This window comes from Nonomuraea sp. NPDC003214 (genome assembly GCF_053590035.1).
Window position 1 is genome coordinate 490780 of record NZ_JBSFSX010000009.1, and the last position, 25162, is coordinate 515941.

Annotated in this window: 27 protein-coding genes and 1 pseudogene; 12 read left to right on the top strand and 16 right to left on the bottom strand. The window is 65.8% G+C overall.

What is annotated here, in order from left to right; all coding sequences use genetic code 11:
* Positions 1 to 339: 339 nt before the first annotated feature.
* Positions 340 to 936, bottom strand: coding sequence for a hypothetical protein (locus ACWDXC_RS30200; protein ID WP_449987262.1), 597 nt, complete (start codon positions 934 to 936; stop codon positions 340 to 342).
* 179 nt (positions 937 to 1115) lie between these two features.
* Between ACWDXC_RS30200 and ACWDXC_RS30205 the strand changes: the two genes are divergently transcribed.
* The gene (locus ACWDXC_RS30205) at positions 1116 to 2129 is read left to right on the top strand and encodes a hypothetical protein (protein WP_449987264.1); all 1014 of its coding nucleotides are present in this window, start codon (positions 1116 to 1118) and stop codon (positions 2127 to 2129) included.
* Here ACWDXC_RS30205 and ACWDXC_RS30210 read toward each other — a convergent pair.
* The 7 genes from ACWDXC_RS30210 to ACWDXC_RS30240 form a co-directional block, all read right to left on the bottom strand.
* Positions 2117 to 2794, bottom strand: a complete 678-nt coding sequence (locus ACWDXC_RS30210; protein WP_449987267.1) for a response regulator — start codon at positions 2792 to 2794, stop codon at positions 2117 to 2119. The genes ACWDXC_RS30205 and ACWDXC_RS30210 overlap by 13 nt on opposite strands.
* Positions 2791 to 4041 carry a sensor histidine kinase gene (locus tag ACWDXC_RS30215; protein ID WP_449987271.1) on the bottom strand — a complete coding sequence of 417 codons (1251 nt, stop codon included), beginning with the start codon at positions 4039 to 4041 and terminating at the stop codon, positions 2791 to 2793. The genes ACWDXC_RS30210 and ACWDXC_RS30215 overlap by 4 nt, the downstream gene beginning before the upstream one ends.
* Positions 4042 to 4089: 48 nt before the next feature.
* On the bottom strand, positions 4090 to 4254 hold the full coding sequence (locus ACWDXC_RS30220; protein ID WP_449987273.1) for a hypothetical protein: 165 nt from the start codon (positions 4252 to 4254) through the stop codon (positions 4090 to 4092).
* Between the two features lie 84 nt (positions 4255 to 4338).
* Entirely contained in the window at positions 4339 to 4872 is a 534-nt protein-coding gene (locus tag ACWDXC_RS30225) for a flavoprotein (protein ID WP_449987275.1), read from the bottom strand.
* A gap of 675 nt (positions 4873 to 5547) precedes the next feature.
* Positions 5548 to 6057: a hypothetical protein gene (locus tag ACWDXC_RS30230; protein WP_449987278.1), complete on the bottom strand. Its 510-nt coding sequence runs from the start codon at positions 6055 to 6057 to the stop codon at positions 5548 to 5550.
* 72 nt (positions 6058 to 6129) lie between these two features.
* Positions 6130 to 6537: a carboxymuconolactone decarboxylase family protein gene (locus ACWDXC_RS30235; RefSeq protein WP_449987281.1), complete on the bottom strand. Its 408-nt coding sequence runs from the start codon at positions 6535 to 6537 to the stop codon at positions 6130 to 6132.
* Between the two features lie 99 nt (positions 6538 to 6636).
* Positions 6637 to 7014 (bottom strand): winged helix-turn-helix transcriptional regulator, encoded by a 378-nt coding sequence (locus ACWDXC_RS30240; RefSeq protein WP_219517902.1) that lies wholly within the window; start codon positions 7012 to 7014, stop codon positions 6637 to 6639.
* A gap of 68 nt (positions 7015 to 7082) precedes the next feature.
* On the opposite strand from ACWDXC_RS30240, the gene ACWDXC_RS30245 reads away from it, so the two are divergent.
* Positions 7083 to 7748 (top strand): nitroreductase family protein, encoded by a 666-nt coding sequence (locus ACWDXC_RS30245; RefSeq protein ID WP_449987284.1) that lies wholly within the window; start codon positions 7083 to 7085, stop codon positions 7746 to 7748.
* Positions 7749 to 7820: 72 nt separating this feature from the next.
* On the opposite strand, the gene ACWDXC_RS30250 is transcribed toward ACWDXC_RS30245, so the two are convergent.
* Positions 7821 to 8669 (bottom strand): alpha/beta fold hydrolase, encoded by an 849-nt coding sequence (locus ACWDXC_RS30250; protein ID WP_449987287.1) that lies wholly within the window; start codon positions 8667 to 8669, stop codon positions 7821 to 7823.
* A gap of 119 nt (positions 8670 to 8788) precedes the next feature.
* On the opposite strand from ACWDXC_RS30250, the gene ACWDXC_RS30255 reads away from it, so the two are divergent.
* The gene (locus ACWDXC_RS30255; RefSeq protein ID WP_449987290.1) at positions 8789 to 9769 is read left to right on the top strand and encodes a helix-turn-helix domain-containing protein; all 981 of its coding nucleotides are present in this window, start codon (positions 8789 to 8791) and stop codon (positions 9767 to 9769) included.
* A gap of 275 nt (positions 9770 to 10044) precedes the next feature.
* Here ACWDXC_RS30255 and ACWDXC_RS30260 read toward each other — a convergent pair.
* Positions 10045 to 10667 (bottom strand): annotated as a pseudogene (locus ACWDXC_RS30260) (DUF6000 family protein).
* 252 nt (positions 10668 to 10919) lie between these two features.
* Between ACWDXC_RS30260 and ACWDXC_RS30265 the strand changes: the two are divergent.
* Both ACWDXC_RS30265 and ACWDXC_RS30270 read left to right on the top strand, forming a co-directional pair.
* A complete protein-coding gene (locus ACWDXC_RS30265; protein ID WP_449987292.1) occupies positions 10920 to 11297 on the top strand; it encodes an EF-Tu C-terminal domain-related protein in 378 nt (125 codons plus the stop codon).
* Positions 11298 to 11550: 253 nt separating this feature from the next.
* Complete coding sequence (locus ACWDXC_RS30270) at positions 11551 to 11916, top strand: hypothetical protein (protein WP_449987295.1); 366 nt, start codon at positions 11551 to 11553, stop codon at positions 11914 to 11916.
* 19 nt (positions 11917 to 11935) lie between these two features.
* Here the strand turns inward: ACWDXC_RS30270 and ACWDXC_RS30275 are convergent, their stop codons facing one another.
* On the bottom strand, positions 11936 to 12220 hold the full coding sequence (locus ACWDXC_RS30275; protein WP_449987297.1) for a hypothetical protein: 285 nt from the start codon (positions 12218 to 12220) through the stop codon (positions 11936 to 11938).
* 1454 nt (positions 12221 to 13674) lie between these two features.
* Between ACWDXC_RS30275 and ACWDXC_RS30280 the strand changes: the two genes are divergently transcribed.
* Positions 13675 to 14160 (top strand): RNA polymerase sigma factor, encoded by a 486-nt coding sequence (locus ACWDXC_RS30280; protein ID WP_449987300.1) that lies wholly within the window; start codon positions 13675 to 13677, stop codon positions 14158 to 14160.
* Entirely contained in the window at positions 14157 to 15413 is a 1257-nt protein-coding gene (locus ACWDXC_RS30285; RefSeq protein ID WP_449987302.1) for a CBS domain-containing protein, read from the top strand. Before ACWDXC_RS30280 ends, ACWDXC_RS30285 begins: the two co-directional genes overlap by 4 nt.
* Positions 15414 to 15538: 125 nt before the next feature.
* Here ACWDXC_RS30285 and ACWDXC_RS30290 read toward each other — a convergent pair whose 3' ends face one another.
* From ACWDXC_RS30290 to ACWDXC_RS30300, 3 genes are read right to left on the bottom strand one after another with little or no spacing between them, the layout of a single operon-like run.
* Positions 15539 to 16720, bottom strand: coding sequence for a hypothetical protein (locus ACWDXC_RS30290; RefSeq protein WP_449987305.1), 1182 nt, complete (start codon positions 16718 to 16720; stop codon positions 15539 to 15541).
* 12 nt (positions 16721 to 16732) lie between these two features.
* Positions 16733 to 18166: an HsdM family class I SAM-dependent methyltransferase gene (locus ACWDXC_RS30295; protein ID WP_449987308.1), complete on the bottom strand. Its 1434-nt coding sequence runs from the start codon at positions 18164 to 18166 to the stop codon at positions 16733 to 16735.
* Positions 18163 to 18348 carry a hypothetical protein gene (locus tag ACWDXC_RS30300; protein ID WP_443168008.1) on the bottom strand — a complete coding sequence of 62 codons (186 nt, stop codon included), beginning with the start codon at positions 18346 to 18348 and terminating at the stop codon, positions 18163 to 18165. The genes ACWDXC_RS30295 and ACWDXC_RS30300 overlap by 4 nt, the downstream gene beginning before the upstream one ends.
* A gap of 525 nt (positions 18349 to 18873) precedes the next feature.
* Between ACWDXC_RS30300 and ACWDXC_RS30305 the strand changes: the two genes are divergently transcribed.
* Positions 18874 to 19785 carry a hypothetical protein gene (locus ACWDXC_RS30305; RefSeq protein WP_449987310.1) on the top strand — a complete coding sequence of 304 codons (912 nt, stop codon included), beginning with the start codon at positions 18874 to 18876 and terminating at the stop codon, positions 19783 to 19785.
* A gap of 165 nt (positions 19786 to 19950) precedes the next feature.
* Positions 19951 to 20730, top strand: a complete 780-nt coding sequence (locus ACWDXC_RS30310) for a transposase family protein (protein WP_449987343.1) — start codon at positions 19951 to 19953, stop codon at positions 20728 to 20730.
* A gap of 59 nt (positions 20731 to 20789) precedes the next feature.
* Here the strand turns inward: ACWDXC_RS30310 and ACWDXC_RS30315 are convergent, their stop codons facing one another.
* On the bottom strand, positions 20790 to 21815 hold the full coding sequence (locus tag ACWDXC_RS30315) for a helix-turn-helix domain-containing protein (RefSeq protein ID WP_449987313.1): 1026 nt from the start codon (positions 21813 to 21815) through the stop codon (positions 20790 to 20792).
* Between the two features lie 207 nt (positions 21816 to 22022).
* On the opposite strand from ACWDXC_RS30315, the gene ACWDXC_RS30320 reads away from it, so the two are divergent.
* Genes ACWDXC_RS30320 through ACWDXC_RS30330 form a run of 3 tightly spaced genes read left to right on the top strand, consistent with a single transcriptional unit; the run spans position 22023 to position 24542 of the window.
* Positions 22023 to 22967 carry a CBASS cGAMP-activated phospholipase gene (locus ACWDXC_RS30320; RefSeq protein ID WP_449987346.1) on the top strand — a complete coding sequence of 315 codons (945 nt, stop codon included), beginning with the start codon at positions 22023 to 22025 and terminating at the stop codon, positions 22965 to 22967.
* A 2-nt stretch (positions 22968 to 22969) separates the two neighbouring features.
* Positions 22970 to 24130, top strand: coding sequence for a nucleotidyltransferase domain-containing protein (locus ACWDXC_RS30325; protein ID WP_449987316.1), 1161 nt, complete (start codon positions 22970 to 22972; stop codon positions 24128 to 24130).
* Positions 24102 to 24542, top strand: a complete 441-nt coding sequence (locus ACWDXC_RS30330; RefSeq protein ID WP_449987319.1) for a hypothetical protein — start codon at positions 24102 to 24104, stop codon at positions 24540 to 24542. The genes ACWDXC_RS30325 and ACWDXC_RS30330 overlap by 29 nt, the downstream gene beginning before the upstream one ends.
* 63 nt (positions 24543 to 24605) lie before the next feature.
* Here ACWDXC_RS30330 and ACWDXC_RS30335 read toward each other — a convergent pair whose 3' ends face one another.
* Positions 24606 to 25007, bottom strand: coding sequence for a very short patch repair endonuclease (locus ACWDXC_RS30335; protein WP_219515154.1), 402 nt, complete (start codon positions 25005 to 25007; stop codon positions 24606 to 24608).
* Positions 25008 to 25162 lie beyond the last annotated feature (155 nt).

Below are 25162 nucleotides of genomic sequence, written 5' to 3' on the forward strand. Positions count from 1 at the left end.
CAGATCCGACTGGACACCTGGTCACGCGGCCGGGCGACGCCGGACTGTCCCCCGGCCCCGCGATCGGCGCCAGCACCAGCCCCGCGATGATCTCCGCGTACGTGCTCGCCGGCCAACAGGCGGCAGCCGGCGGCGACCACACCCGGGCGTTCCCCGTCTACCAGGCCGAACTTGAAGACTTCGTCCAGCGCAGCCGCACCTTCCGCCCAGCGCCCTCACCCGCTGGCTGGCCACCCTCAACTCCCAGGGAATTCGCCTGTCCGACTCCTTCCCGGTCCGCGACTACCACCCAGCGACACCTTCTTGAGGGTCGTCACCGCCGTGTCCGGCCCGCTGGATTCACTCCTGGTTCCAGTTGTCGAAGATGATGACGGGCGCTTCTTCCACATCCAGCCACTCGCTTTCAAGGCGCATGCCGGTGGACGCCTCAATGAAGGCGAATGCCGCGCTGCGCTTGCCTCGATAATCCTCCGGGTCGAGGCTGTCGAGCATGGGCAGGAAATCGGCCAGGATGCTCGGGTCACCCAACTGGATGAGGTGCTCGGCGAAAATGAAGTAGCCCATTCGCGCCTTGATCTCGCCGTCGGCTGCGTACAGGAGCGTGTACCCACCGTTCATGTGCCAGGTCGCCATCCACACCCGTGACGTCTTGCTGAGTTCGACGAGGATGTGATCGGGCGTGGCGTAACCACAACTGAACTCCAGAAAGCCGTAGGTTCCTGCGCCCTTGAAGGCGAAGAAAACCGGCTGATCCTCCAAATAGGCCTCTTCCGTGGCGTACTCCATGGTGCGTTGTTGTGGCTCGCGGCCTCCGTTCAGCCGCCACAGGAGGTCGTCCACCGTGGTCCCTTCGTCCAGGGGCTGCACAACGGTCCAGTTGAGCGTGTCCTCCAACCACTGGTGCCGGTCGAAGAGATTTCGGTAGTGATCGATCACGGTTGGATTATGTCGCCGTTCGCTACCTGAACGCTCGATCCGGCAAGCGGGTGCGACCGTCGGAGGACGGGATGCGACCTGAGGTGGAGGTTTCCGGTCTGCCCGAGTCAGACTTCGGGCTGTCGTGCGTGAGAAGCGGCTTCCCTAGCGTCGGATCCCGACGAAAGGAAACCCTCACGATGAACGCGTTACGTCGGAGCCGGTGGCCGATCCCGGTGCTCATGGTGCTCTCGCCGCTGCTGGCCGAGGTGTTCAGCGGCTCCATGCCCGCCACCGACTTCTTCCAGCCGGGCATGTTCCTCCCCTTCACCGTCTTCGTCTACGGCCTGCCGATCCTGGTGCTGCGTGAGGTGGCCACGCGGACGAGGACGGGACTGCTCGGCCTGTGGTGCCTGGGCATGATCTACGGCCTGTACAACGAGGGTCTGATCTCGGAGACGCTCTTCCACCCGCTCGACCCGGCGAACGACGCGTACGGGACGTTGGGGGTGGTGGCCGGGCTGCGGATCCCCTGGGCGCTGTACATCCTGCCCTGGCACGGCCTGTTCTCCCTGCTCACCCCGGTGCTGCTGACGCACCTGCTGTTCCCCGAGCAGGCGGACCGGCCGTGGCTGCCGAAGTGGGCCACCTGGGTGCTGGGGATCGTCACCGGCGGGCTGGCGATCGCCCGGTTCGTGTTCTGGGGCGAGAACCGCGGGGTGCAGGACGGCGGGACCTTCGTTCTGCACCTGGCGGTCGTGCTCGGTGCCGCGCTGATCGCCTGCCTGGTCGCCTGCCTGGTCGCGTCGCGGCTGCCGCGGGGGCCGCGGGTGGTGGCGGACGTGGACCGGCCGGGGGCGCGGTGGCTGCCGTTCGCGGCGAGGGCGGGGCTGTACGCGAGCTGGTTCGTCGGAACCGAGCTGCTGGTCTCCGTGGTCAAGGCCCCGTGGCCGGTCGTGGCGCTCTACACCTCGGCGGCGGTGGCGGCGGGACTGTGGGCGACGGCCCGGGTACGGGCGACGACCAGGGCCGCCGCCGCGCTGTTCGTCCTCGGCGCGGGAACGACACAGGCGGCCGTCGTCGTCCTGCTGATCGGCCTGCTGGTCGGCGACGCCTTCAGGGCCCTGTCCGGAGCCGTCTTCGTCGCCGTCTACCTCACCGTCACGGCCCTCGTCGCCCGGCGGCGGGCCGTCCCAGCCGCTCACTCCTTCTGACCTGGCCGTACGATGCCCGTCTCGTACGCGTACACGACGAGCTGCACCCGGTCACGCAGGTGCAGCTTGGTGAGGATCCGGCCGACATGGGTCTTCACCGTCGCCTCCGAGACGGTCAGCGTCTCGGCGATCTCGCCGTTGGAGTGACCGCGGACCACCTCCGCCAGCACCTCGCGTTCGCGCTCGGTGAGCTGGTCCAGCCGCCCGTCGGCAGGGGAGCGGCCCGTCGCCGGGTCGGGCAGGTGCTGGGCGAAGGCGTCGATCAACCGGCGGGTCACCTGCGGCGCGACCACGGCGTCGCCGGAGGCCACGGCCCGGATGCCGGTGAGCAGATCGGCCGGCGGCACCTCCTTGAGCAGGAACCCGCTCGCGCCGGCACGCAACCCGGCGAACACGTACTCGTCGAGGTTGAACGTGGTCAGCAGCAGGACGCGCGCCGCAGATCCGGACTCGACGATCCGCCGGGTGGCCTCGATGCCGTCCATCACCGGCATCCGGACGTCCATCAGCACCACGTCCGCTCGCGTGGCGCGGGTCATCGCCACGCCCCGCGCGCCGTCGCCGGCCTCCCCGACGACCTCCAGATCGGGCTGGGTCTCGAACACCATGCGGAAGCCGAGACGCAACATGGGCTGGTCGTCCACCAGCAGCAGCCGGATCTTCACGCGCTTCCGTCACCGAACCTGAGGCGGGTGCGCACCCGCCAGCCGCCATCGGGCAACGGCCCCGCCTCGACCCGGCCGCCGTACGCCGCCGCCCGCTCCGCCATGCCGGCCAGCCCGTGACCGGCGGCCTGCGCCCCCGCCACGGCCAGGGCGGACGCGCCACGCCCGTCGTCGACGATCTCCAGCTCGGCCCCGGAGACCGTGTAACTCAGCCGGATCTTCGCGGCGGCCTCCGGGCCGGCATGCTTGATCGTGTTGGTCAGCGCCTCCTGGACGATCCGGTAGATCGCCAGCCCCGGGCCCGGCCCCCAGCCGCCCGGCACGCCTTCACGGGTCAGGGTCACCTGTACGCCTGCCTCCCGCACCTGGTCGAAGAGCAGATCGAGATCGTTCACGCCGGGAGGCGGGGCCAGACTGCCCATCTCACCGACGCTGCCCGGCCGGGTGCCGCTGTCGGGCCGGGTGGCACTGTCGGGCCCGGTGGCGCTGTCGGGCCCGGTGCCACTGCCCGGCCCGGTGGCGCTGTCGGGCCCGCCGTCGCGGAGCAGCCCCAGCAGCCGGCGCATGTCCGCGAGCGCCTCCCTGCCCACCGCCGACACCTTCCCCATCGTGTCGGCGGCCCGCTCCGGAGCCGTCGTCGCGGTGAACGCCGCCCCGTCGGACAGCGCCACCATCACCGCCAGGTTGTGGGTCACGATGTCGTGCACCTCCCGGGCGATCCGGCTCCGCTCGGCCGCCACCGCGAGACGAGCCTGCTGGTCACGCTCCCGTTCCAGCCGCTCGGCCCGCTCCCGCAGCCCCGCGAGATGGGCCTCCCGTGTCTGGAGCGTCACCCCGAGCAGTACGGCCATCGCCACGCCCGAGGCGAGCACCACCACGTCACCCCACCGCAGCCCCGCCACCAGCACGCCGTAGAGAAAGGCCGCGCCGAGCGCCGCCACCGGCGGAAGCACCCGCGGCCACGGGCGGTGCCGGGCCACCATGTACGCCGCCACCCCCACCACGGCCACCGGATAGACCTCCTGCACCCCCGCCACATAGGACGCCAGGCCGAGCCCGACCGTCACATACAGCACCAGAACCGGAGCCGCCCGCCGCCACACCAGCGGAAGACAGACCACGCCCAGCCAGCCCCACCCGGCCACCCCGTCCAACCCAGGAACGTTGGCCAGCACCACCACCCCGGCCAGGGCGGCGTCCAGCACCCACCCGTGCTCCCGGGCGCGGGCAACGAGTCGTCCGACCACGCCAGCGACGCTACCGACGACCGCCGGCCACCGCACCCACCCCAGGTCCTATCTTCCCGACCACCCCGTACGACCCAGGTCGTAGCCGCGTTTCTCCTCCCGATAAATCCGCACCCGCCGGCCGTCGGTGCTGTCGATGACGGTCCGTCCACCGAGAGGCCGCTTCAGGGTGAAGCTGACCGGGTGCGCGTAGCCGACCAGGTTCTTGAACACAGGCTCTTCCCAGGGCACACCCGGCCAGGGTCAATGCGGTACCCGCCAGAACGAGGAACGACTTGCCTGCAGGCATGGGAGGGCTCAATCCGGCAGGTTCGCCAAGGCGAGCGCCCAGGGATAGTCGTCGATGCGGTCGGGTCCGGTGCTGGGCGGGTGCGGCTCGAACAGTCCCGGGCCGAGCAGGACGCGGATGCCTTCGGCGCGAAGCCCTTCCACGCTGCGCCGGAAGGGGGCGCGGGAGGCGAGGGCGGTGTTGACGAAGGGCAGGACGACGACGGGGATGCCGAGTCCGGGAGCTTCGGAGAGCAGGCCGAGGGCGTAGGTGTCGGCGATGCCTTGGGCGAACTTGTTGATGGTGTTGTACGTGGCGGGAGCGACGATGATGGCGTCCGCGCGTGGGGACTTGGGCTCTGCGGGCTTGCGGTACTGGCTGCGTACGGGCCGGCCGGTCTGCTTCTCCAGCTCGGCGACGTCGATGAAGTCCAGGGCGGGCGGTGTGGCCACGACCTGGACGGTCCAGCCGGCCTGTTGGGCCAGGGTGACGAGCCGGCCGACGTCGGGGGCGGGCCCGGCGGCGCAGACGATGACGTGGAGGAGCTTGCCGGATCGGCTCACGCGATGGACTCCCAGGGTGGCGACGTACTCACGGCAGCCTGCCACTTCCACCGAGGGCAGGGAACCGGGCGGGCTGCCCAACCGGCGTCGGCCCAGGTCAGATGGGGTGGATCCCAGGGCTCGAACCCGGAACCTACGGATCAAGCTCGGCCGACCAAGATCCCCCGGCCGGAAGGGAGTGAAGCAGCTACTCGACCCTGATGTGGATACTCGGGCATACACATGAGTAGCGCGGTTGATTCCGGTATATCCCCGTGCCTCGTCCTATGACATCGCCTGATGCGTCCTTGAGGGCCAGATCCACTGCGCCCTCGTAGACGGCAGCATTGATCCCCAGCATGGCCAGCCCGCCCTCGTACTGCGGCGTGGAGTAGGCGGGGTTGTCCAAAGGGACCACGGCGCACGGATGTCCTTCCGAGCAAACGTCCAGCGTGTGAGCGCGGCTGGCGAGCGTGAGAGGAACGTCAGCGTAGAAGTAGTATCCGGGGCACGGTTTGCAGGCGACGGCGTGCGAGCAACTGGTCAATGCAACCGTCAGCCCGAGGACGTGCACTGCCTTGGTCACCCAGGAACGTCGGCTTGTTCCCCCCATGAGCCCAACGTAGTCCAGAATGGCCCATGGGGAAGAGGGTGCTCGCGCTGGTGGACCCTGTGCCCGGAAAACTAGACGCCGACCTATTCCACAGTCCCAATAACAAAGACGTCGCCATTCGGAGCATGAGTGAGACAGTCGACGTCCCCATAAGCCTTATACCCAAAGGGCTTGCTCTTGCCCCATTTCTCGAACCCGCCCACCAGAGCTACCGAAGATCCTTGCAGGATGTCGCCGACGTCGGGGACGGTAACGCCGCGTTTCCCGTTCATCTGTGTCGGGGTCGTGCCTTTCGGCCAGACAAGCCCCATAGGCGATGAGCCGGCGGTCACCAGCTCCAAGCATCGGTTCGCGGAGTTGTAGGTCAGCTCACCTTCTGCGGCGACCAGGAAGTTGAGAGTTGAGCTGCGTACGACGATCTTCGGGTCGTGACCGACCGCATGTACGTGGTCGATACCGTTTCTTACGGCATCGGATGGTTGGCTGGCAGGAGGCGCTGTAACCGCTACGCCACCGTCCACCGAGGCGCAGGCCGCAAGGGGTATCAGCAGAGCCAAGACGGCGGGCCAAGGACGGCAGCGTAACAGTCTCATGACTACATTCAACCGCCTGAAGGGGCGTGGACGATCGGGCGGTGCACCACTATGGAAATCTGCGCCTGCACTTCACTCACCGAGTGTCGGAAGCTGCTCCATGAACGAGACCGCTCGGCGAAGGAGCGGAATGGTGACCGACCCGCCTCCCACAAGGGCGATCTGCAGTGCCTCAAGCACCTGTTCACGAGAGACCCGCTCCTCATCACACCGTTCGAGATGGTAATAGACGCACTCCTCGCAGTCCTTCATCACGGACACCACCAGGCCGAGCAGTTCTTTGACCGAGGCGGGCAGGGTGCCGGGCGCGTACGCCGCGCCGTCCAAGGCGAAGAACGATTCAAACAGCGACCCGCTGCTGCGCAGACGCTCATTCCCGTCGGCCCTGGCCTTGCGGAAAGCTTCTGGAGAAGGCGTCACGGTCAGATGTTCGCGGGCATGAATGGCGGTGTCGGCCTGAGGGCCGGTGGAATCGGACATGTGGGCATTATGATCCGCCGATCAGCTTCACCACCAACGATGATTTCCGCTGGGACTATCAGTGATGCTTATCGCCGCGGTTTTCCCATGCCCAGTCAGTCAGTCACGTGCTCGCTTCCGGGCCCGTTCGATCTCGTTGATGTTGTCCTCCGTCCACCGGCGGAGCGCCGTGATGGGCTCGGCAAGACTGCGCCCGAGCGCGGTGAGCTCATAGTCCACCCGGGGCGGGATGGTGGGGTGGACGGTGCGCGTGACGAACCCGTCGCCTTCGAGGCTGCGCAGGGTCTGGGTGAGCATCTTCTGCGATACGCCCTCGATGCGGCGGCTCAGGTCGGTGTAGCGCATGGTGCCGTCAAGGAGGGCATCCACGACGAGGATCGTCCATTTGCCTGCGATGTGATCCAGCACCTGACGGGTCGGGCACTTCGCCGAGAAGGCGTCGGCCGGCAACCCGGAGGACTCCACAATGGTCTCCATGATGGGAGAGTAACGCACTAATTAGTGCCTTCTTCCGTATGGAGAGCCGCTCTCCGATAGTGAGTGGCATGACGCCTCACACCATGTCTGCCGCCGAAGCCATTCGCACCCGCCGCACCGTCCGTCACTACCGCCCCGATGCGGTCCCCGCGGACATGCTCGACGCACTCCTCGCCCTCGCCATCGAGGCGCCCACCAGCTGGAACCTCCAGGACCGGTCCATCGTCGCCGTCACCAGTGACGAAGGTCGTGCGGATCTGGCCTGGGCCACCGGTGGTCAGCCCCAGCCGCAGGAGGCGCCGCTCATGCTGGTCTTCGTCGCCGAGCCGCTGTCCTGGCGCGAGGACCACAGCGACGTCTACGAGCAGGCTCGTCGCAATGGAGCATGGAACGACGAGTTCGTCACGATGTTCTCCGCGGCGTCGCAAGCCTTCCAGGCGGATCTCGAGGAGCGCGGCCTGCTGCGGGAGTACGCGGTCAAGGATGCCATGATCGCGGCCAGTTACGTGATGCTCGCCGCCACGGAGATGGGGCTCGCCACTTCGCCGATGAACGGCTGGGACGAGGCCAAGGTGAAGAAGGCGATCGGCATCGAAGACCGCGACGACCTGGCCATCGCCCTGCTGATGTCCCTCGGCTATCCGGCGGAGGAGCGTCGCCACCCCGGCCGCCGGGCACGGGAACGCAACGTGTTCCGCGAGTCCTACGGATCGCCCGAACACCACTCCCGATGACGAAGCCCCCTCACCGGAAGCGATCGCCTGGGCAGGAGGGGCTCGCCCGGCGACCGGCCACCGCCTGACGCCTCAGGCGTCGCCGCTGCCCAGAAGCCAGCGCAGCATGGCGGGCGTGACGGCGAAATGACCGGCGTGACCTGCGTCGTCCGCCTCGATGAGCGTGGCGGACGGGATGCGGGCGGCCAGCCAGCGCCCGTGCGTCACCGGGACGACCGTGTCCAGGGACCCGTGCCAGATCCGCACCGGTACGTCGATCGTCGCCGGGTCGAACCCCCACGGCAGCCCGTACAGGGCGAACTCGTCGTCGATCCACCCGTCCTTGCCGGGCCGTACGGCTTCCGCGAAGGCCGGCCGGAGCATGGCCTGGACCTCGGGCTGGGCCAGGACGGCCTGCTCGGCGGGCGGCAGCAGCGTGGCGGGGCTCGCGCTCTCCTCGTCCTCGGCGAACAGCTTGACCAGGGCGTCCCTGCTGATCAGCGCCGCCTCGGAGGAGCGGCGGTTGCTCTCCATCATGCCGGCCGTCCAGTCCAGCCCGGGCGCGTCGCACGGCGCCAGGCTCGCCAGCGCCGCGGCGCGCGTGACGCGGCCGGGGTGGCGGGCGGCGAAGGCGAGCGCGTGCGGTCCGCCTCCTGACACGCCGAACACGGGGAAGCGGTCGAGACCGAGGGCGTCGGCGATCGTACGGATATCCTCGGCGGCGTCCACGACCCGGCGGCCGCCGTGCGGCGTGGATCTCCCATACCCCGGCCGGTCGTAGGTGATCAGCCGGATGCCCAGCTCGGTGAAGAGCTCGGAGTGCGGGTAGCGGGCGAGGCGGCTCATGGGTGTGCCGTGGGTGTACACGACGGGGCTGCCGCCGGGCTCGCCCCACTCCTCGACGGCCAGGGTGCGGCCGTCGGCCGCCTTCACCTCACGCACGCTCGATCTCCTTCGCCGCGAATCTTTCGCAACCTACGCTATTCAGCACCTGTTAGGAGGATGCGGCCGAAGCGTGCCATAAAGCGGACGAAAGGTGCCATTCGCGTAGGCTCGCGGATGTGATCGAGGGGACCGTGTCGACCCAGCTGGCCCGGCTACTGGCCGGCGCCGCGGGGCCGAACGCCGCGCTGGCGGCCTTCGGCGACGAGCTCCACCACGACCTGGTACGGGTGCCGGCGTCGGTCACCGACGCGCTCTGGGAGGAGCTGGCCGGTGTCACAGCCTCGCAGCTCGTACGCGCCCTGCCCGACCAGGGCGTCGGGCTGTGGAGCCACATGTTCGGCGGGGGCGAGAACCTGCTGGACGGCCTGCGCGACGCCGCCAGATACCTCCCGATCCTCGCCGATCCGGCGACCGAGTCGATCGAGGTGCTCGACGACGGCGAGCTGACCACGGTGCGCCACAGCTCAACCACCCGCCTGGCCCCGGCGGTGGCCGCCGCCCGGATCGAGTTCGGTCTCGGGGTGGTGCTCGAACAGTTGCGCCGCGCCGGCGGCAGGACGGTCACGCCCGTGCGCGTGAGGTTCAGCCATGCCGCGCCCCGGCGTCACGACGGCGTCGCCGAGCTGTTCGGCAGCCGGAACGTCACCTTCGGCGCCGAATCCGACAGCCTGACGTTCCTCACCGCCGACCTCACGACGCCGCTGCCGTACGCCAGGCCCGGCCTGGCCCAGGTACTGCGGCAGCATGCCGACCTCCTGCTGAGCGCCGTACGACCGGCGTCGACCTGGCACGACAGGTTCCGCGCGGCCGTGGCCGACGCACTGCGCGACGGCGACTGCTCGTTGCGGACGGTCGCCGCCCGCCTGGCCCTCAGCTCCCGCACGTTGCAGCGCTGCCTGGCCGAGCAGGGCACCACCTGGCGGGCCGAGTTGGAGACCGTACGGCAGGACAGGGCGGTGCGGCTGCTGCGGGACACCGACCTCACCGTCGACGCCGTGGCCGGCCGGGTCGGCTACAGCGACGCCCGCGCCCTGCGCCGCGCCACGCAGCGCTGGCACGGCAACTCACCACGCACCGTACGCGGAAAGCCCACGTAACCGGTCAGATGGAGTGCAAAGTGGTAGGGCGCCCGGGGCTCGAACCCGGAACTACGGATTAAAAGCGGAGGGCGCTTCTTATCCTTCGCGACGCTCCGACCTGGCGCTTCGTGGGCTGCCGAGTCCCTTCCGGGACCGGCCATTCCGCGCATACCAGGATGAACCGTGACCAGCCACATTATCCGGTGGGCCGAGGCTGTACGAAGCCCCAACCCGTCGATCGCCCCCAACCACGCACCAAGATCAGCCATCGCCAGGCGATCGTAAGGGCGGCCTCAGGCGCCGGCTTCCATCGCCTGGTCGGCGAAACGGAGAAGTCCGGCGATCCGGAGGTGGCAGTCGGCCGGATCTTGGCGTGAGAACGAGGAGCCCCTCCAGAGACCGTCGGGAGTAAGGAATTCAAGGGCGTGGTCCGTACCCAGCATCTCGTCGAGGTGGAGGAGTCTGCCGAGGACCCAGTCCTGGTCGTAATGGCAGTCGCGCTGCGGCAGGTACCGCTCCAGGTAGGCGGTGAGAATGCCGGCGTCTTCAGGCTGCCCGAATCGGGTGATGGCGAAGCTGTATCCCTGACCGGCGTAGACGAGGTCGCTTTCCAGGAGGAGGTCGGTCAGAACTTCGCGGAACTGAGTACGCCGTCAAGGCCGATGAGCCACGCCGCAGCGAGCCTTTCCCGCCAGCCGGTGAACTCTCCCCGTTGAAGCATGCGTTCAAGGTCGGCGTCGGTGACCTGTTGAGCGTCCTGACCTAACGAGCGGAGAAATTTGATTCGTTCCCAGTCGGCCAGGTTGACGAAGTTGCCATGAAGAAGATCAAGGTAACGGGCGGTTCCATGCTCCGGCGCGGCGACCACATAGCGCTCAATAACCTCGACCGTCAGGTCGTCTATCGGATCAGTCATGGACACATCCGGACGTGCGACGCAAGAGCATGATGATCAATCGGGAGTCCTGTGGCCAAGGATGGGAGCCAGCCGGCAGAACTCGCTTCCGGGAGCGCTTCAGCAGGTACCAACAGTCAGCGGTTTTGCAGCTCGTGACCGCTTCCAGGTCCGCATAGCGTCTGACCTGCATTGCTCACCTGTTGCGCCGCTCCCAGTAGCATGATCATTGCACGCATATTGCACAGTGTCCCGAGTGCCTACATCCACGATATGAGCAAGATGGATGACTTCCAGGGTGATCAGAAACGTCTCCTGCGGGAGATGCTCGCAAGCGGCGAACCGCACTTCGAAGTGCGGTTGACCCTCGTGAAGACAGAGGAGGGAGGACGCCAGGGACGAATCGTGCACGGCTACCGTCCCCAACTGTGGATCGGGCAACGTCTAGCTTCCGGTGACATGATCCATTGGGACAGTCGGCTCTACCCTCGCAGCGATCGAGGCATCAAGCCGGGAGAGATAGGCAAAGCCCTGATGTTCCTGCTCAGTCTTCCCCCCGCCGTGCTACAAGTCGGTGAGCACTTGGAGTTCTTTGAGGGCCGGCGCCGAGTGGCTATCGGCGAAGTCCTCAGCGCAGTCAACCTGCCATGAGCCAACGGTGCCGGCCAGTCCCCTGTGCGCTGGCAGCCGAACCCACGCTGTCAGGTTCGGAACTGCATCGATTACGGGCTCATGAGGCGCTGAACTGCGAAAAAACCGGGTCGTGAGTGACCGTGATTGACCGCTCGTCACCCCTCTTAATGGCCCGCTAATGGCCCGACCGGCCAACGCGTGACCTGCCCGGACAGAGCGAGTCGATGCACTCCCGTTGCGATGTCCCGTGATGCTCGACAGGCTGGGGCTCGTGATCGAGATCGACGGCGCTTTCTATCGCATCGGCAAGCCCGGCTTCGAGATGCTGATTCCGCGCTGGGAAGGGGACGCTCCCGAAACCGCCGACCAAGCCGACGCGACCATCACACTGTCCGACGGCACTCGCCGGTCCGCGACGTTCATGACGCTCGGCGTCGTCAGCAAGATCATGGATCGTTGGCGGGACACAGGCGAGTGCCTCAGCGGCCGGTACTTCTGGTGCTCCGATCTGGTCATCATCCGTGAACCCGGCTTCGACTCGATGATCGCCGCAGTGCAGGACATGATCGCGACTGGAGAAATCGACGACGCCTGCGGCGTCCTTCCGCCTCTTGATGAGGAGGCCGTGGAACAGTAGTGGATGGCTAACCCGGGATCTACCAGCAGTAGAGCAGTTCATCGCTCTCCTTGGCCCGCCGCGCAAGGGCGACAAGCTTTTGGACCAGGTCCACCACGTCGTCACTGTCGCGGAAGGGGCAGGGCGGGTCCATCGTCCAACGCCGGGCCACTTCGTGCAGGCTGGAGTCATCGACCTCGGCGAGCGCATCACGTGCACTCGCTGATAATCCATCGATTTGTGGTCCATCGAGGTAATGCGAGTTCTCTGGAAGGGCCAGCCATTCTTCTTCGGTTTGCGGTTCCCCTTCGGGCGGAGGGTCCAAGGTGACCGCCTCGACGAGGTCATCTGAGAAGGAACGTCCTTGATGGCGGCCACGAGGCTGCCCAGAGAGCCGCTGGGGTCAACCCAGGTGATTTCCCACAACATCGAACACCGGAGCGCCGCGAAGGGGTTGCTGCGGTCCCGTACAGTGGTCGGCCCGCAAGGTGGCTGTGGCGCGATCGGGAGCGCGGTAATAGTCACACATGGCGCTCATGCGGGCACTCCTGTCGATGAGGGGGATGATCGTGTTCCCGGCCGATGACAGGTTACGGGCGTGGGGATGCGGTCAGAAGTACAGGACGGCCGGCTGTTCCGGACTAACACGGGCAGGCCGTTCCCCGGCTCGACGGTCTCGAAGGTCTGGCGCGAGGCTCGTGCCTACGCGCTCACGCCCGACCAAGTCGCCTCGCCGCTGGCGGCCCGTCCCCACGACCTGCGTCACGCGGCCGTGTCGCTGTGGCTCAACGCCGGTGTTCACGCCCCTGAGGCGGGCGAGCGCGCAGGGCACGGCGTGGATGTCCTCCTGCGCGTCTACGCCAAGTGCATCGACGGTCAACGGGAGGTCGCGAAGCGGGATCCGAGGTGGAGAGTGGTAGGGCGCCCGGGGCTCGAACCCGGAACCTACGGATTAAAAGTCGCAGTTCTCAATGCCGCCCACTATCGAATCGTGCCCTCTTGTATCGCGATGTCATTGGTTGCCCGCGCTCAAAATGTCCGGGAATGCCGCCCGGTGCTATGCCGTATCAGGTGCCGACGAGCATCCAGCGAGCAATCGTGCGGCGGATGGCATTCCTTGACCGTCCTTACCTTACATACGGTTGACGAGCTCACGGCCCGAGCTGCTCCTTTCTCCGGCATATGGTGCGGCGTGAGCATACGCGCCTGGATCGTCATGGGGAAGGCGGGCAACGCTGTCGCAGCAGCCGCGCCACTGCTGGCGACCGTGCGTAACTGAGAGCGATCAACCTGGAGACCTCCAGCGTCGGCAGCACGGTCTGCCTTGAGCGGCGGTGCGAACACCAAACCCTTGGACGATCATGAACCGTGTGGGACTGCTGATGCCTATGTCGTTCTGACAGCTCGTTGTTCACCGACAGATGAGGAGATGCCCATGGGGTTCGGCGATGCCGTGCAGGCGCTCGGCCCGGTCCTGACAGTGATCGGGAGCGTGGCCATGCTGGGCAGACAGATACTCCTCGGCCGTTCCCGGACTCCTGCCCCCGCTTCGCTCCCAAAAGGTCCTATCGAGGGCAACGGGGCCAGCATCATGGTGGTTGTGCACATCCACCTGCCATGTGAGGGGCGCAAGTGCCAGCCGGGGGAGCTGCCCCGATGAGAACGTCGTCGCCCAGCTCGTCGCCTGCCGAAGCGGAAGGTTTGGACGCAGACCAATTCGTGGCCCTCCAGTATCCGCGGGTCCGTCGCTACTTGGCAAAGTCTGGTTGCTCGTGGGAGATGGCCGATGAGATCGCCAATGACACGAGTAAGATCGTGTTGGAACGGTGGGATCGGCTGCGCGGCGACGACATCACACAGCCCGGCCCACCCCGTGCGTACCTCTTCAAGACTGCAACCCGCCTATGGCATCGGCGGGGCCCGCGCGAAACCGTCTGGGCATCCGGGTTGGTCGACCCGTACGATCCCGCAGCGGAGGCCGCGAGCGGCAGCGTGGTTGCCTCACTTGACCTGAGCGAGGTATTCGCCGACCGGCAGGCCGCACACGACGTGGTCCACCGAACTCTGAAGTTTCTCGACATACCTAAACGACAGGTGCTGTGGCTGCGCCACGCAGAGGAGTTTGATACCAAGGAGACCGCCACCATTCTGCGTATCCCTCCAGGGACGGTGAAGACCCGGTTGGCCGCGGCAGTCCATGCGTTCAAGGGCATTGTGCTCGCCAGCGGAGCACTCCACGAGACCGGTTGGGGGTTGACCAAATGACCATCGAGAACATGCTCACCTCGGCGCTGCGCGATCTCGCCAAGCCAACCGAGGACGAGCGCCGCAACGCCGAGGCTCGTGTCGCCGTGCTGCGCGAAGAACTGCAGGACACAACCGAGCAGCGGCGCATCGCCGATCTCGGTGACCTCTTGGACGCCGAAGATGCCTTGTATGACGAGGCGATCGACGCACTCGAACGAGGTGACGTCGCCCTTGCCGAGCGGCTGCTACGGCACTGTGCTGCGCTAGGCGATCCGGCCGCAGAGGAACTGTTGGCTGATCTGGCCAGCCAGCCCCGGCCTCAACCGGAACCCCACGAAGTGCCGAAGGAGGAGCGCCCCAGTGACACCCTCTGCACCACTTCCCTCACCGGTGCCGATGGCCGCTTGCAGCGCCTCGCTGGTACGGCAGTGCCTGCCCATGCTCGCATTCTCATGGTTCACCCGGAGCCGGAAGTTTTTCGGGACCTGTTCGTCGAGGCGTGCCGGAGCGCAGTGTCCCTGAGAGGCATGGAAGCTGCAGAGCGGTGCAGTTGGGCCCATGAAACCCAGCGTTTTCTAGCCGATCTCGCGCTCCACCGAACGACACTCAAAGATAATCGCGCATTCGAGCGTCGCGTGTCCTCTCTACTACTCGAATGCCAAAGGTCGGTTTCGGACTGCAGTCCCGACGCGTCTCTTCACATAGGCGGCAAAGTCTGGTCCATCTACGCGAAGGTCTCGCGCTTCGGCTCCTATAGAAAAGACCGGGGCTTGTTGGATGCTTTCGTGACTCAGGGCCTCTGGCAGTGCGCCCTTTCGGCGCAAGAGCGGCCAGCGCACTCTGGCCGAGTGGCGGCAGATGTTCTGACTCCGTACCCGATGCCGCATGTGGATATCAACGATCACATCGCCGATGCGCTAGACCGACTCTTGGCAGGCGGTCACGACGCTCTGCCGGTCAGCGAACATGGGACAGTCCTCGGGACCGTCACCCTTGCTGACCTCGCTGGACAGGTCCGAAGCGACGGGTTGAGCCGGAAGGTGGTCTCTGTCATGCGGCCACCTATCTACATCCAGGAAAACGCATCCTTGAATGAGGTCCGCGACCAACTGCTTAACAGTTCGACTGGTCTACTTGTGGTGCTTCGCAACGATGGCACCGTCGCTGGCTACGTGACGGCCGGGACTGCCTTGGCAGGCCAAACTGATGCGCCAACGCCCCGACGCAGCGCCCTGCTGACAGGATGCGATGGGGAACTGATCCTGGCTTAACAAGGGCAAACGCGGCCTGCCTCCATGGCGGGGTGCTCTGATCAGGGCACCCCGCTGATGGTTTGATGCTTGTGTCCGGCTGGGGCGGCCAACGGCCAAGACGGGACCTTTCCTTGCGTGGCGGCTCATAGTGACCAGTCGCTTGGGGGAGTCATCTCACGCCATGCCGCTTTGGCGAGGGCGTCCAAGGTGCGATTCTCCACGGTCGCCAGCTTCGCCCGCTCATGAAGCGGTCCGGCAACGCGCCCGAACGCCTCTCGCACCGCTTGATCAGGCCATCGGACAGTTTGCTGCTCAAAGACCCTCCTGCTGAGCTCACGCGCCTGCCTCCCCTGGGCTGTCAGCACAAGCTCAGCAGCTCTGGCCCGCAGATCGTGCAGGAGCCACATGCGATCAGACTCGTAGAACGGACTGACCGCGAGCATGCCGCGGCTAGGAATCACCGGGACAAGGGTCTCGACAATCTGTACCCCGCTGGGTGTCGAGGCGACCAGTAGGGACCCTGGTTGAACGATGTGCTCCCATGACGCAGTGATCACTCGGGCGACCTGGTCCAGGTGGGGGAAGGCGCTCTGCAGGACCTCGGCCGATGTGACCCAGCCCACCCCTGGTGACTGGTCATCTTGTGTCGGGCGAGCCAAGCCGCTGCTCACTTTCGCTACGTCGGCAAGGGGCGTACGGTCCCAAGGGAGATCCGCGGGTATGTCGGCGAAGTAGGCGTCGGCCAGCTTCACCGCGCGCTCCGCGACCCGCTCGTTGACGGCCTTCTTCTCGTCAATGACATTCAGCAGACTCTGGATGCGGGCGCGATCAGCCGTCGGCGGCATGGGTACGGGGAGATCTCTGAGCGCTGTCACGCTGAGTGAAGCGCGAACCGTACCCGCGGAATGTTCGAGGCACCAGGCCCGTGCGACAGGACTCCTCAACCAGAAGGACACCCACGAGCCGATGCCGTCGCGGCGCCCCTCTTCGGTGCAGGTGACGACGCCAACGGAGCGAGCTGCGTTCCAGTCGTGTTCATCCGGTGTGACGACGGCGGCATCGCCGACCCGGCCGACCAGGACGATCACGACGTCCCCGGCGTGGAGCCATGACCGGGTGCATGCCGCGTGTTCCTCCCGGCTGATGGAGGCAGATTGGTGAACGTGGATGCGCCCGTCGCTGATGTGCCCTGCCTGCAGCAGCGGAACTCCGCCCTGCAGGTTGGATCCGGCACGGTCGACGCCGTAGGTGATCGAGGCGACACCCGGCAGAGCGCCGAGTCGATACCAGTCGCATCCCCGCTCATCCACAACTCTTCTGTCCATGTCGGCGTCCGCTCAGCCCTTCTCCAGGAGTTCGCGTAGCCGCCGTTCGAGCTGGGCGGCCTGGTCGAAATGTCCGTACAACTCATGCGTCAGCGCTTCGATCTCCGTGGACCGGGACGTGGGCGCGGTGGTTTTGACGTAGCGAGTGGGCAGTAGATCGTGGTTCCGGGCGGCTACCTCCTCCAGCGTGACGGAACGACACCAGCCTTCCTGGTCCTCATACGCCTCGGCACCGATCCCACGCCAGGCCGACACCGTACGAAGGATTCGGTCCGCGCCGGCCCGGGACAGCACGTGCTGCCTGCCGGCGACGCGTTCGGCGGTACGACCAGCATCGATGAACAAGACGTGTTCCTGGCGAGGCTGATGTCCCCAACGTGGGTTCGCGCTCTTGTCCTTGCTCAACAGCCAGATACACGCAGATGTCTTGGTGTGTCGGAAGATCTTGCTGGGCAGTGCCACGATCGCGGCCACCACGTCGTCCTCCAGCAACCGCTGACGAATGAGCCGTTCACCGACACGTGAGCCGCTCGCCGCGCCGGCGGCGAGCAACACGCCTGCTCGTCCCGTGGCGTTGAGTGTCTCCAGGATGCGCTGCAGCCAGGCGAAGTTGGCGTTCCCCTTGGGGGGAGGACCATAAACCCACGCATGGTTGCGGAGCTTGTCGTTGTAGTCCCAGTTGGGCATGTTGAACGGCGGATTGGCGAGCACTACGTCGAACGAGGAGGGCGTGAGGCCGTTGTGCAAGGAGTCCACGGGGCCAAGGCCGATGTCCGCATGGAGGCCGTGTAGGACCAAACGCATCACGGCAATGTGGCGGGCTTCGTTATTAACGTCCAGGCCATGCAACGCAGGGGGGCGTCCTGCGCGGGACCCTGCCGCTACATGCTGTGCGGCTGCGACGAGGAATCCCCCGGATCCGCACACCGGATCGAGGATCCGATCCGTTTCCAGCGGCGCGAGCATGCTTGCCATGAGTTCCGTGATCGCGCGGGCTGTGTAGTACTCGCCGCGTACCCCATGCCGGGTGGAGAACCGCTCCAAACAGTCCTCGAACAGGTCATGAGACTCGTCCACCGAATCCAGTGCCAACACGAGCGCCCCCAACCGCCGGTCTACCGCGGGGGACGGGCTGAGCGCGATGAGGTCTTCCGTCGATCGGGAACGTCCCTGCAGGTGCGCTTCAGGTAGCCGTACCTTCGAGAGCAGTTGAGCCAGCGGCCGTTCCGCATCTTGGCCGCCTGCAAGGGCGACCAGACTCTCCCACGTCGGCCAGGACCGAGCCGAATCTGCCTCCTGCAGCTTCCTCAAGCCATGCAGGAAGAACACACGTAGCGCCAGATGGTACGCGATCAACGGGGAGGCGAGCCCGGCCAGCCCGTCGACCGCGTCCCACACCTTGGCCAGCCTGTGGCTCTCGGCCACAGCGGCACGCGTGCCGCTCACACGACCCCCAGCGCGTTCGCCACGACCAGCCCCAGCGTCATCGTGGCGGCGAACGCTACGGCTCCGCCCTGGATCGCCGCAGGAACCCTGTCGCCACCGATGCTCCGTAAGATACCGGCGGCCAGCGCCACGATGATCGAGAACAGTCCGATCACGATCACAACCCAGAACTTGTCGTCCACCCGAACCCGTCTCCTTCGAACGATGCCGAGGGCTATGAAGCTAGAGACGTAGCCGTGGAGCGTGCAACAGCACGCCGTTTGGGAATTCTGGTCCGGCTGGTGAAAGTCGTGTGTAGCAGGCAGTACTTGCCATAGGTGCATGGACGGCTTCGGACACCAATGACTTCGGTCGTGACCGGGCCGAGACGAGGTTGCTGGGGCGGGCGTGGAAGACGGCGCAGCGGTGGGCGGGGAAGGCTGGGTTGCCCGGGGTGACGTCCCGTGGTGCGCTGTGGGAGCGAACCTCCGCGAGGGTCTTGTTGCAGAAATTCGCCTACAGATGCCACCGGCCCCCGACCTGCACCGTGTTCGGCAGGGGACGCCTGATCGCCTCGCCATAGGCGCCGCAAGATCAGAGGCGAACGCGGCTGGCCGATGAGAGTCGTTTAGAGCTGTTTTGCCTGCTCTCGCAGACGGATGCGCTCAGCCCCCTTCCGGCTCTATGAGCTGGCACTGTACGAGCTGTCGGTAGGCGATGATGGTCCGGTGTCGAACGCATCTTCTGGCGCCCAGCCGATTGAGCATCGGACGCCGACTGAAGGCACGATCAAGCAGCTCTACGGCACGGCATGGCGGTGTGGGGAGCCGACTTGCAAGAAGCCCCTTTACCGGCTGAACGGCGACACCGGTGAGTACATTCTTAACAGCCGGATCGCTCACATCCACGCTCGGAGCAGCGGCGGGCCACGCTGGGACCCGAACATGTCCGAGGCGGCTAACCGGGCGGCGTCGAATTTGATCCCGCTGTGCGATACGCACGCATGGGAGATTGATCAAACTCCAGAGCACTTCACCGCCGATATGTTGCGCACGTGGAAGAAGGAGCAACTTGCCGAGTTTCAGACTCTGCAACGTTCGTGGACGCTAAGTGACGCCGAAGTAGCCGATGTCATTGGCGCATCCTTTACTGATCAGCTCAAAGAAACAATCCTCGGCGGCATCTATGCGGCTGCGGAATCCAGCCGAAACGAAGAACGACGTCAGCGTCAGCGGCTGCTTATCGCAGACATGGTCCACGCTGCCAACAGCTGGGTCGACTCATTGCAGATAATCGCCATCAGCAGCGCAGGTCATCAGTGGAAGACGAGCGACATGATCGAGTGGGCGAATACTGATAGCGGCCGCGCAATGGCCCAAAATATGGAGATCATCAAGCAAAACGCACGAAAGATCCGCTTCGAAACAAGGGATGTTGACCTACTGACGGCACTTGATGTAGCACAAGCTGCCGTGAGCAACTCGGAGATCTTCGAGCCGATCTGGAATGGTTCTGCCCGCGATGCCGAGACGCGGATGGTCATCTACCGCCATCTCAACCATGTCAAACGAGTCTTCCTAGATCTCGAAGAGATCGGGATCAAGGTGCTGGCCGACCCGCCGACCAAAGGCGCGCCGTAGCGCACCTAGCGTCCTGGTGGCGCCTTTAGTGGTCCATAGTGAGGCTTTTCCAACCTGATCACGCAGGTCAGCAGGGGCAACGCCGGGACCGGTCGACATGGGAAGAGGCTCTCGGTAAGACAGCAGTCGACCAAGATCCGATGCCTCTACCGGAGAGCCTCGTTCCTGTCATACCGTGCTGCGATTCCGCTGTCCAATCACACCCTGATCCGGCTGGCCGAGCTGATCCGCGCCCGGCGTGCCGAGCGCCGCTGCCGGTGGCGGCGCCTGAACCCGTCCCTGCAAGCCCTGCTGGTCCTGGCCCACCTGCGCAACGGCGACACCTACGCCCGTCTGGCCGAAGGCTTCGCCATCGGCACCAGCACCGCCTGGCGCTACGTCCGCGAGACGGCCGACCTGCTCGCCACGCTCACCGACGACGTCCACGCCGCCGTCTTACGAGCCGGCCGGCTGGCCTATGCCATCCTCGACGGCACCCTCATTCCCATCGACCGGCTGGCCGACGAACGGCCGTACTACTCCGGAAAACACAAACGCCACGGCATGAACGTGCAGGTCCTGGCCGATCCGTCCGGCCGGCTGGTCTGGGCCTCACCCGCGCTGCCCGGTGCCACCCATGACCTGACCGCAGCCCGCGCCACCGGCCTGATCGACGCACTCACTGCCGCAGGGATCAAGACCTTCGCCGACAAGGGCTATCAAGGCGCGGACGGCAGCATCCGCACGCCGTTCAAAGGTCATCGGCTGCGGCCGCCGCTGTCGCGCCATCAGCGCTCGGTCAACCGCGCACACGCTCGCATCCGCGCCTGCGGGGAACGCGCCGTTGCCACCTTGAAGACCTGGAAGATCCTGGCCCGGCTGCGCTGCTGCCCGCACCGCGCCACCACGATCGTGCAGGCCATCCTCGTCCTGCAACTCATCGAGGAAGACCGTTACTCAGGATGAAAAGCGCTCAGTGAACAATGAAGACTTATTGCTACAGTACAGTCGCCCACGAACCAGGACTAGGCGGCCGATGCCCTGTAGATGTTGTCTACAACGTTGGCCGGCAGGAACATTCTGGCTTCAGTGCTCTCAGGAGAAGCGAGAAAGGCGAGGAGCGAGGAAGGCTGTTCGGGAGCCCCTAGTGGGACGGGTTCGACCCGTCGCCATCCGCGAGCCGAGATTGTCTTGACGGCGGTGAGGTAGGCGCGGTCGTTCATCTTTCCGAGTGTTTTGGCCCGCATGATGAGCGCAGCTAGGGAGACTTGCCAGCGGCGTTTGAGCTCGAATAGAACAGGCCAATCGGGTCTACTCGGCAGTTGGTCAACGATGTCCTCAGCGGGCATCAGAAAGGCCGCGGCAAACTGGTGAGCCTGGGTCTCGACTTCCTTGACGCCCCAGATCTGCTCGCCGTGAAGAATCAGGTGCCCCAATTCATGTGCGCAATCGAACCGCGATCGGGCGCGGTCGTTCTTGTCGGTGCTGAGGACGACAACCGGATGGTCGGCGAACGGCAGGGAGAAGGCGTCGACATCGGTATTGCCGAGGGGCAGCCTGATCACCGCCACTCCGTGCATCTCCAGGAGACCGACGACGTCGCTGATCGGCCCAGGGGCAACACCCCATAGCGACCGGACGTGCGCGGCGCTCCGCTCAATCTCGGACGCCTCAGCATCCAGGCCGCTCGCGGGGAGCATGGGAACGGTGTGGGCGGGGAACATGCCAGCCCCGGCGGCGTGTAGGACGAGGTCGTGGGCGACCTGCCCGACTGCGCGGGCGTGCCGCCGGTCGACGACGGATGTCCTGCGAAGACTCCGAAAGAAACCTTCGTGACTGTCAGACATCGGAGTGTAGAAGAACTCGACGGGCACGTCCAGGAGTTCACCGAGCGCCGTGACTGTCTCGGGCTTGGGCCGTGTGGCACCGCTCTCGAACTGGCTGATCGCGGCCGGGGTCAGCTTCGCCTTAGTCGCGAGCTCGGCCTGGCTCCACTTGGCGAGTTCGCGTGCGGTTCGAAGGCGTGTCCGGTCGAACGCCTGCGTGCTCATCTCAGTCCCCTTGCCCGATCTTGTTGTCCCATCATGTCGGATCGCCTGGCCCACCCGCCGGTCGGGGGTGCTTCTCGTGTACAAGGTTACGCCATCTGAGGTGAAGTCCACTCTGAAGAATCTGTTGTGGTATTAAGTACTGTTGATAGTGGAGAGCCGCTAGAGGCGGCCTCCTCGGACTCGGGTACCCGGGAGTCGGGCGTGCCGATGGAGCGTTTCCAGATCCTGTCCCTCGACGGCGGGGGCTTTCGCGGCATGTACACCGCCGCGGTGCTGGCTCGGCTCGAAGAGGACCTCGACACCCGGATCGTCGATCACTTCGATCTCATCGCGGGCACCTCCACCGGCGGGATCATCGCCCTCGGGCTCGGCCTGGGCGTCCCGGCCAAGGAGATCGTTCGTTTCTACGTCGAGCACGGGCCGCGGATCTTCCGTAACCGCAGCAGGCTCCGGACAGTGCGTCACCTGGTTCGGGCCAAGTACGACACCGAACCGTTGCGGCTGGCGCTCACCGAGGTGTTCGGTGAGCGGACCTTCGGAGAGAGCACCAAACGGCTGGTGATCACCAGCTACAACCTCGCGGGCGACGACGTCTACCTCTTCCGCACGCCCCACTTGCCGACCCTGAAGCGCGACTGGCGTGAGAGCGTGGTCAACGTCGCTCTCGCCACCTCGGCCGCCCCGACCTACCTGCCCGGCCTGCCGCTGGACGGCGCTCGCCTCGTCGACGGCGGCCTGTGGGCGAACAATCCGACGATGGTGGCGCTGACCGAGGCGGTGGGCCCGTTGAACGTCCCGCTGAACTCCATCCGGGTGCTGAGTCTCGGCACCACCGCCGAGGTCCGCAGCCGTCACCGTCGCCTCGATCGTGGTGGGCTGCTGTCCTGGGCCGGCGGCGCTGTCGAAATCCTCATGCGGGCGCAGAGCGAGAGCGCCGCCAAGCAGGCCCGGCACTTCGTCGGCAAGGAGAACGTGCTCCGTATCAACCCGACCGTCCCCACCGGTGCCGTCGCGCTCGACAAGGTCGACATTCAGAGCCTCTACGGACTCGCGGGCCACGTCAGCCGGGACGCCTCTCCTGCTGTCCACCGGCTCTTCTGCGATCACCGCGCGCCGATGTTCGCCCCGTACTACCCCGCACGTGAAGGATGATCGTGGAAACCAAGTCACCCAAGCTCGACACGCTCTCGGGGATGCTCTCCGATCTGATCAACGGCGCCGTGGAAGTCCTCGACATCTCACCGCACCTGTACGAGATAGCCGTCGCGCGCTACGAAGAGGTCGGCGCCTGGCTGGCTGACAACGGCGGTATCAACTGGAGGATCTACCCGCAGGGGTCCTTCCTCCTGGGCACGGTCGTCCGTCCCGACCGGCCGACGGGCGAATACGACATCGACTCGGTGTGCTGGCTCCCGCTGGCGAAGGAGAGCATCTCCCAGGAGGATCTCAAGGGTCGGGTCGGCGATCACCTGGCTGCTTACCGCAGGTGGAAGATCAGCCAGGGGCGCTCCGACGGTCCACTCCGCATCGAGTCCAAGCGCCGCTGCTGGCAGCTCGTCTACACCGGCTTCCATCTGGACGTTCTGCCCGCCATCGCCGACGTCGACCACCCACCCACTGGGATCCTTCTCACCGACAGAGACCTGGTGAAATGGCAGCACAGCAACCCCCGTGGATACGCCGCGTGGTTCCGGGAGCAGGCCAGGCCGCGGCGCGCGCTGGAGGCCAAGGGCCACCCCAGCGTCGCGGACGTTCCGGCTTGGTCGGTCCGCACCACGCTCCAGCGAGTCGTCCAAGTCCTGAAGTGGCACAAAATGATCATGTTTGGGGATGATCTCGACAATCGACCGCCGTCGATCTTGGTCACCACCCTGGCCGCTCACGCCTACCAGGACGAGGTCGATCTGTTCACCGCCCTGCGTCAGGTCCTGGACGGGATGCCGCGCTTCATCACGCAGCACGACGGCACCTGGTGGGTACCCAACCCGGCGCATAAAGAGGAGAACTTCACTGACAAGTGGAAGGAGTACCCCGAGCGGAGGGAAGCGTTCTACCAGTGGTTCGACGAGATCAGGAGACTCGTCGACGAACTGGCCGGCATGGAAGGTAAGGGCTACCGGCAGGTGTTCACCCGTCTCACCGAGTCATTCGACCGAAAGGCGATGCACACCTCCGTCGAGCGGGTCGCCGCCCGGATCGGCGAGAGCAGCGGTGCCCTGCGACTCGGCCAGACCGGTAGGTTGTCGCCGACTGGGACCGGTCCTCGCACGGGCGGAAACACCTTCTATGGCCAGCATCCCGCGCCGCGCGGTTAATCTGGGGCGGCAGGCCGCAGCGATTCACGCGGTCCTGCCGCATGCCCAGACCCGTGCACACAAGGGTCGTCTCTGGTGCCGAGTGCCCCTGCAGCCGGCGCCGATCTGCCAAATCTACACCGTGCAGGTGACCTACCGCCACCGGACACGGCCCCGGGTGATCGTCGTCGACCCTGAACTGGAACTGCACCCGCGCGCCACCGCACTCCCACACGTCTACCCTGGCGGCGATCTCTGTCTCCACCTGCCCGGGGAATGGAACGACAGCATGTACCTCGCCACGACCATCCTGCCGTGGACAAGCGAATGGCTGCTCCATTACGAACTCTGGCTCATCACCGGCCGATGGCCGGGTAGCGGCCACGATCACGCTGTAGCGAACAACAGCGCGCTCATCGAACCAGTGGAGTAGGAAGAGGCGTCCTTTCCCTGAACCGCCCCGAGTTCGATGGAGACCTTGAGCCATAGTCGCCGATCAGGATGTGGAAGCCCCGTCCTTGCCGGCCGTGTCCAGGCGAACCATTGATGCAACCCGACGCGCCGCCTCATCTGGATCTTCGTGCTCCCAGACCCGGAGAACCCTCCATCCGGCTTCCTGGAGTAGCCGGTCTGTCTCAACATCTCGCTCGCGAGTCCGCGACACCTTCTCCGCCCAGAACCCGGCGTTGGTGGCCGCCACGGTGTGATGCGTGGGGCAGCCATGCCAGAAGCACCCATCCAGAAAGACGGCCACCTTGGCGCGAGTGAAGACCAGATCCGCAGTACGTCGCACAGACTTCAACGGCCGATACGAAACCCGGTAGCGCAGGCCCAGAGCATGAACAGCCCGACGGAGCGCGAGCTCCGGCTTGGTGTCCCGCCCCTTGTTCGCCTGCATGCTCGCCCGAACAGCGTCGCTGGACGCCCAAGACTGATTTGATCTGGACACAAGGACAACCCTAGGCCGTGTCCGTTAGATCTTGTCGTTCGGCTGAGATCGATCACCAGGCTGGGTTGCAATGGTCATATGGTCCGTCGTCATGAGCTGACCGA